This is a genomic window from Roseateles sp. 22389 (genome assembly GCF_052044995.1).
In the GTDB taxonomy this organism is placed as follows: Bacteria; Pseudomonadota; Gammaproteobacteria; order Burkholderiales; family Burkholderiaceae_C; genus Roseateles.
Window position 1 is genome coordinate 142198 of the sequence record NZ_JBQEOF010000017.1, and the last position, 7187, is coordinate 149384.

5 protein-coding genes are annotated in these 7187 nt (G+C 63.0%); 3 read left to right on the forward strand and 2 right to left on the reverse strand.

Annotation, left to right across the window (positions count from 1 at the left end; all coding sequences use genetic code 11):
- Window positions 1-9 precede the first annotated feature (9 nt).
- Together ACTJKJ_RS20915 and ACTJKJ_RS20920 are read right to left on the reverse strand one after the other, a co-directional pair.
- Window positions 10-1203 carry a CHAT domain-containing protein gene (locus ACTJKJ_RS20915; RefSeq protein ID WP_440821766.1) on the reverse strand — a complete coding sequence of 398 codons (1194 nt, stop codon included), beginning with the start codon at window positions 1201-1203 and terminating at the stop codon, window positions 10-12.
- A 963-nt stretch (window positions 1204-2166) separates the two neighbouring features.
- Complete coding sequence (locus ACTJKJ_RS20920; RefSeq protein WP_440821768.1) at window positions 2167-2586, reverse strand: hypothetical protein; 420 nt, start codon at window positions 2584-2586, stop codon at window positions 2167-2169.
- Between the two features lie 142 nt (window positions 2587-2728).
- Between ACTJKJ_RS20920 and ACTJKJ_RS20925 the strand changes: the two genes are divergently transcribed.
- The 3 genes from ACTJKJ_RS20925 to ACTJKJ_RS20935 form a co-directional block, all read left to right on the forward strand.
- Window positions 2729-3289: a hypothetical protein gene (locus tag ACTJKJ_RS20925; RefSeq protein WP_440821770.1), complete on the forward strand. Its 561-nt coding sequence runs from the start codon at window positions 2729-2731 to the stop codon at window positions 3287-3289.
- A 276-nt stretch (window positions 3290-3565) separates the two neighbouring features.
- Window positions 3566-5761 (forward strand): type I secretion system permease/ATPase, encoded by a 2196-nt coding sequence (locus ACTJKJ_RS20930; protein ID WP_440821782.1) that lies wholly within the window; start codon window positions 3566-3568, stop codon window positions 5759-5761.
- Window positions 5758-7187 (forward strand): HlyD family type I secretion periplasmic adaptor subunit (locus tag ACTJKJ_RS20935; RefSeq protein WP_440821772.1); only part of this gene is annotated, 1430 nt, incomplete at its 3' end. The genes ACTJKJ_RS20930 and ACTJKJ_RS20935, both read left to right, overlap by 4 nt.

Sequence of the window (7187 nt, forward strand, 5' to 3'; positions counted from 1 at the left end):
GTGGAACGACTAGTTGCTGTCCGCCAGACGCTCTACGAGCGAATCGATGAAGTCATGAATCGAGCTTAGTGCAGTCTCGAGGAAGATCACGGCCCGGGCATACTCCTGGCTCTCGAGCTTCTCGGCGGCCTTCTCCACGTTGGCGTTCAGTGTCGAGCCGATCGCGACAAAGTGCGACCGGTCGCCGTCGGCGAGCCACTCTGCACGCTCGATGCCGTCAAAGAATCGCGCATGAGCCTTCCTGAACTCCTGAATCGCGCGCGCAACGGTCTTGGCGGTCGAGGAATCCACCGGCGAACCGAGCAGCCGGTACTCGCTCATGTACAGGTCGTTGTACGTGACGATCAGCTCCGCCCAGGTCTGGATCAGCTTCTCGGGCAGGCCGCTGCGAAGCCGCAGTATCTGATGGCAAACAATAACGTCATTCGCGCTCTTCCATGAGAAGACGCCGAAGTACGGTCCCACGGTGAGAACTGCTCGGTCACGCGGCTCCTCGAAAATCCAGCGGTGGACGTGCATCTTCCGGCCGAGTGTGGCCACGACTTGCTCGCGGGGGATATTTAGACGCTTGATGCTCTCCTCAGCATCCGATAGGTCGAGATACATGGGTTCTGTCTTCTTTTTCGAGAACAGAGCAACATATGACTTGACGTTCGCGCCGACCTTGGCTCGACGGGTCAGAACGCAGTTCAGTTCGTCCCCGACGATGAAGTTCGATATGGAGAAGGCCCGCTCGATCGACCCCTTCTCGAGGTAGGTGTCATAGAAGTTGCGCACGAACTTCATTGCTGCACCGTCGTCGGCCGATCCGCTGGCCGTCACGATGTAGGACGCGGCATCCACGACCGTTGACACCGCCGCAGACGAATAGCAGGACATCAGCAGGAGTAGTCCGAGGCTCGGCTGGAACTCGCGAAGCAGTTCACCCAAAGACTCCGCCGAAATGAGTTCACCACCTTCGTCGTCATCTCGTTCGACCCAAAAGCCGCGGTCCGACCCGTGACCGGAGAAATGCACGACTTGATACGGCTTCTGTGCCAGCGCCTTTGCCAGGTCGGAGCGAGTCGTCGCTTGCAGGACATCGAACGCGTATCCGGCCTGCCGATGCTTTTCCTGCAGCAGGCTCAGGGCGCGATGTTCGCGATCTAGCCTCAGGCGATCGGAGTCTTCCGGATTGCTGAACAGAACCAGAATCGACGGCATCTTGCATCCTCCCTGAGTTCGCCGGTCATGGCCGGTGAGTCCTTGGAACAACCTCAATTTTGGACGCAGGTCCGTGTCTAACTCGGAAGCTGGCTCGAGTTCGGCGAGCGTCGCGTCATTCGCTGAACTCTACTCCCGTAGGGCGCGGCGAAGATCTTCAGTTCGCGAGAGTTGCCGCTGCTCCGCGATACCAGTTCGGTCTCGGACGTCTCGAGCTTGATTTCCGCTGAAGGGCGGGTGCTGGGGGCAGCAGTCGCCCAGCACCAGAAAGGACCAATGACCCCTGACGGCGGCAGCGGTCGCTCGGCCGCCAAAACTCAGTGTTAGCAGCCAGCCTTGAGCCGTCAGTGAGTTTTACTGCCGCCTCCGCAGTGCACACGTTGCTGAATGGGTTGATCAGGTCGCACTGAACTTCATGGTCAGCGGCGGTTGAAATATGCAAGTACGACCGCCTGCAGCGACGGGAAGTCGCTCTGCTGTGCGCGAATGCATATCTCGTTCTCGAATTTGATCGAGTGGGAAAACTGTTTTCGGTGATACATCCGAATCGGAGAGGGCAGTGGCTTGCCCTGCTTTCCACGTAACGCCTTGCGTTTGGGGCGCTCTGATGCGGAAAATCCTGAGCACGTTGAGCCATTTGGGGGACGTTGAAATCTACACATTCATTTCGGCGAGGTCAGATTTCTTGGAAGGCCTGAGGCCGCAGAAGTGTTGTCAGGCAGGCTAGACGTGGGGTGTCCGCGCGGACACGAAGTAGCGCATCTGTTGGCGCTGCCGCTGTCCGAGCGACTGCGTGCGGTGGTCCAAGACGCCCAAGTCCTAGCAGCCATGCGCTCCGTGGAGTAAGGCGGTACCGTAGAGTCAATTGTGGCTGCTTAGAAATGACCGCGCACCCAGTTGCCTGTCTTTCGGCGACAGCAGGGCAGGCGGTCGACGCTGGGGCCGTTTCGCGCTTGCGTTGCTCTAGTCAAGCAAACTTTGACGGCAGAGCAGTTTTCTACAGGATGATATAACAGCAATCGTCAGATGATCGACTGCCGGTGCGCCGGTCAAGATTGGGGCCCGGAGTTGTGCAACACCGTGCTTGAGGTTGATTTCAAGCTTGAAGCGGTTGCCGCTCCATTCTCGATAGAGAATCGATATGAAGTGCTGGTGTGTTCTTGCGAAAGTTGCCGAGCACGTCTTCTTTGAACCCGGTTCGAACTCCTCTACTTGAATTCTGTGATTCAAGGGGATCGTTTCGAATAAATCTGTGTCGACAAGGATGAAGGGATTGGAGACGTTAGACATTGGCGGCTCGTTTCCTGAAGTGTTGGGCATGTGCTGATATTGCCAGCAAACCCTTTGAAAACAAGTATTGATGGCTTCTGGATCGATGCGCATGAAGATGATCTATAGATCCCAATTTGAGTTTCCTTTGTGGGCTGGGAATGCCAAGTGGTATTAGGTGCAGCAGCGGCCGCTGTTGAGTCCTTGGTTAGCTAAAGCCTGACGTCCCACGCTTCCAGCATGTGCATCGTTCAGCTTGCTTAGCGATTTCCGCTTGTTTAGCTGTGCAGATAAACAAGGCGTTTCAGCTAAAGAAACGCTGTACGGCAACTGGGGCCTTGATCTTCGAAGGTCGATTGGGCTGCTTGAATCGGATCGATGCCGCCGGCAGCGAGCTCCGTGGACAATTCAGGAGGTGGCATCTGCCATCAACCCAAACGCAACCCAGCTTGCCGCCGTGACTGATCCATTGCTTGCGCTGCGAGAGGCAGCGACCGAACTCGACCGCATTGCTCCATTGCTCCCTCAGCTGATGCGTCGAGGCGGAGCGATGTTCTTGGCAGCACGCACGCAGGAGCTTGCAGACTTGAGCCAGGCGCTCCTTCTAGAACTTCACATGGGGCGACCGATGAGGGAGCTGAAGATGACGAGGGACCGCATCTGCATGCTTGCCAAGCAGGTCGATGCCCTGGTTAAGACCACCAGAGCAAGCATGGACGTGCGCTTATCGCTGGCTCTCGCGCTCAGCCTCGCGGAGAAGCTGCGCAAGGCAGTGTCGGCCGTGCCGACCAAGGAGGCTACGAGCGTCCCGCGGTGAGTTGCTGAGGGCTTGAAAACTCGACGCTGCCGAGGCAGACACACCCGTGTGTCCAGCCCTGCGGGCATGGCCCTGGCGTCATTTCCAACCGATCCGTCACCGATGTGGACGCCCCGCGAACCGGCGCGAGACGTTTCGTCACCACACCCTCTTTTGTGGGGTGAGCAACATATCGCCTCATGCCTTAACCTTTTAGTAATACGAATATGAGCCGCCATAGACGGCAACTGAAGGGTGGGAGTGATGTCGGGAGTGACGGGCGCGCAAGACGCCTTGATGGGAGGGCGCGGGCCCGAGGAGCCGCGCGAAGAAGTGGTCCCGCGCCAGCAATCCAACGAAGCCCGAGACGGCGCTTTGGCGGCGCTGGCGATCGTGGCCCGCCTGCACCACGTCGCCGCCGACGTGCCGTCGCTGCGTCACAGCCTGGGGTTGGGCGCAACGGACACCCCCTCGATGCGGGACCTGCTGCTCGCCGCCAAGCGGCTGGGGCTCAAGGCCAAGCCATCGCGCACCACGATCGACCGCCTGACGCTGGCCGCGCTGCCGGCGCTGGCGACATTGCGGGACGGCCGGACCGTGGTGCTGGCGCAATGCGACGGCAAGCGGGTGCTGTTCATGGACCCCAGCGGCGACGAAGCGTCGGCGCGTCCCACGATCGAACCCATCGAGACCTTCGCCGCCGAGTGGACCGGCGAACTGATCCTGATCACCAGTCGCGCGAGCCTCGCCGGCGAACTCGCCAAGTTCGACTTCTCCTGGTTCATCCCCAGCATCGTCAAGCATCGCCGGCTCTTGGGCGAGGTGCTGACGATCTCGCTGTTCCTGCAGCTGTTCGCGCTGGTCAGCCCGCTGTTCTTCCAGGTGGTGATGGACAAGGTGCTGGTGCACCGGGGCCTGACCACGCTGGACGTGCTGGTCATCGGGCTGGTGGTGATCATGCTGTTCGAGAGCGCGCTCAACATCCTGCGCTCCTACGTCTTCAGCCACACCACGAGCCGCATCGACGTGGAGCTGGGCTCGCGGCTGTTCCGCCACCTGCTGAGCCTGCCGCTGGCCTACTTCCAGGCGCGGCGTGTCGGCGACTCGGTGGCGCGGGTGCGCGAGCTCGAGAACATCCGACAGTTCCTAACCGGCAACGCGCTCACGCTGGTGCTGGACGTGCTGTTCTCGGTGATCTTCATCGCGGTGATGTTCAGCTACAGCGCGACGCTGACGCTGATCGTGCTGGTCTCGCTGCCGCTGTACCTGATCCTGAGCCTGTCGATCGTGCCGGTGCTGCGAGGCCGGCTCAACGAGAAGTTCGCTCGCGGCGCCGAGAACCAGAGCCTGCTGGTGGAGACGGTCACCGGCATCCAGACCGTCAAGGCCAGCGCGCTGGAGCCGCAGATGGCGCGCAAGTGGGATGAGCAGCTCGCCGCCTACGTGTCGGCGTCGTTCCGCACCCAGACGCTGGCCCAGTACGGCAACGAGGGCATCAACCTCATCGGCAAGCTGGTCAACGCGGCCACGCTGTGGTGGGGCGCGCAGCTCGTCATCGAAGGCCACTTGAGCGTGGGCCAGTTCATCGCGTTCAACATGTTCGCCGGCCGCGTCGCGCAGCCGATCATGCGCATCGCGCAGATGTGGACGGACTTCCAGCAGACCGGCATCTCGATGGCGCGCTTGGGCGACGTGCTGAACACCCGCACCGAGTTGCGGCCGCAAAGCGCCGGCGCGATGCCGCGCGTGCGCGGCGACGTGACGCTGGAGAACGTCACCTTCCGCTACCGCCCCGACGCGCAGCCGGTGCTGCACGGCGTGGACCTGGCGGTGAGCGCGGGCGAGGTGATCGGCATCGTGGGCCGCAGCGGCTCGGGCAAGAGCACGCTGACCAAGCTGCTGCAGCGGCTGTACGTGCCGGAGTCGGGCCGGGTGCTGGTCGACGGCCAGGACATCGCCATGGCCGACGCGACGCAGCTGCGCCGCCAGGTCGGCGTCGTGTTGCAGGAGAACATGCTGTTCAACCGATCGGTGCGGGAGAACATTGCCATCGCTGATCCGGCAGCGCCGATCGAGGCGGTGATCCACGCGGCCAAGCTGGCCGGGGCGCACGACTTCATCGCCGAGCTGCCCGAGGGCTACGACACGGTGGTCGGGGAGCAGGGCACGGGGCTGTCGGGTGGGCAGCGCCAGCGCATCGCGATCGCACGGGCGCTGTTCGGGCAGCCGCGCATCCTGATCTTCGACGAGGCCACCAGTGCGCTGGACTACGAGAGCGAGGCCATCATCCAGAAGAACATGCGCGCGATCTGCCAGGGGCGGACGGTGTTCATCATTGCTCACCGCCTGAGCGCGGTGCGGCATGCCCACCGGATCATCGCGATGGAGAAGGGCCGCATCGCGGAGATGGGCAGCCATGAGGAACTGATCGCCAAGCCTCAGGGGCTTTATGCGCATCTGTGGCGCATGCAGGGCGAAGGAGGCTCGGAATGAGCGCGGCACCGATCGATGCGACGACGGCGCCCGAGGCGCCGCGTCATCCGGCGCGCGAGCTGCTCGCGCGATATGCGGCGGTGTTCAAGGCCGCATGGGAGCGGCGCGAGGAGCTCGCCGGACCCCGGCGCATGGCCGATGAGCGCGCCTTCCTGCCGGCAGCGCTGGAGCTGCAGGAGACACCGCCGCATCCGGCGCCCAGGAGAGCGGCGATCGCGATCTGCGCCCTGTTCCTGATCGCGCTGACCTGGGCGATGCTCGGGCAGATCGACATCGTCGCGGTGGCGCAGGGGCGGATCATCGTCAGCGACCGCAGCAAGACCATTCAGCCGCTGGAGACCAGCGTGGTGCGGGAGGTCTTCGTCAAGGATGGGGACAAGGTGAAGGCGGGGCAGTTGCTGATCGCGCTGGACTCGACGATGACGGAGGCGGACAGCCACCGCGTCGAGAAGGAGCGCGTGGCGGCGTTGTCGGAAGTGCTGCGGGCGCGGGCGCTGCTGCAGTCGCTGACGGGCGGCGGGATGCCGCTGCTGACCACCGAGGCAGTGAAGACGATGCCGCGCGAGGACGCGGACAGCGCGCGCTTCCAGCTGCAGAGCGAGTGGGCGGACATCTCGGCCAAGCTGGCGAAGCTGCAGGCGGAGCTGGAGCGGCGCGAGGCGGAGATCGCCACGGCGAAGCAGCTTGTCGAGAAACTGCAGAGCACGGTGCCGATGGCGCAGCAGCGCGAGCGCGACTACAAGGCGCTGAGCGATCAGGGCTTCGTGGCGGGGCACGCCGGGCAGGACCGCACGCGCGAGCGGGTGGAGCAGGAGAAGGACCTGGCGATGGCGCTGGCGCGCCAGCGTGAGGCGCAGGCGGCGCTGGCGGAGTCGCGCGGCTCGGCGGCGTCGTACCGGGCGGAGACGCTGAGAACGCTGAGGGATCGAGAGGCGCAAGCAGATCTGAAGCTCAAGCAGCTGGCCGAGGAAGGTGCCAAGGCCAACAAGCGCAATCAGCTGACGAAGCTAACGGCCCCCGTTGACGGTACGGTGCAGCAGCTGGCGGTGCACACGGCAGGTGGCGTTGTGACCGAGGCGCAGGTGCTGCTGGTGCTGGTGCCTGATGAGGCTGAGGTGACTGCGGAGGTCGTGCTCGAGAACAAGGACATCGGCTTCGTGCGCGCGGGCCAGGAGGCGGAGATCAAGCTCGAGACCTTCCCGTATACGCGCTACGGCACGGTGCCGGCCACGGTGAAAAGCGTGACCGCGGATGCGGTGAACGACGAGAAGCGCGGGGCGATCTTCCCAGTGACGCTGGTGCTGGGGAAAGGGGCCATCGATGTCGATGGCAAGCCGGTGCGGCTGACGCCGGGAATGAACGTGACGGCGGAGGTGAAGACCGGACGACGGCGCGTCATCGAGTACCTGTTCAACCCGGTGCAGGA

Bases quoted from the DNA above. Each gene is read 5' to 3' on its own strand.
- ACTJKJ_RS20915 (WP_440821766.1), bottom strand. From the start codon at position 1,203: ATGCCGTCGATTCTGGTTCTGTTCAGCAATCCGGAAGACTCCGATCGC.
- ACTJKJ_RS20920 (WP_440821768.1), bottom strand. From the start codon at position 2,586: ATGCGCATCGATCCAGAAGCCATCAATACTTGTTTTCAAAGGGTTTGC.
- ACTJKJ_RS20930 (WP_440821782.1), top strand. From the start codon at position 3,566: ATGGGAGGGCGCGGGCCCGAGGAGCCGCGCGAAGAAGTGGTCCCGCGC.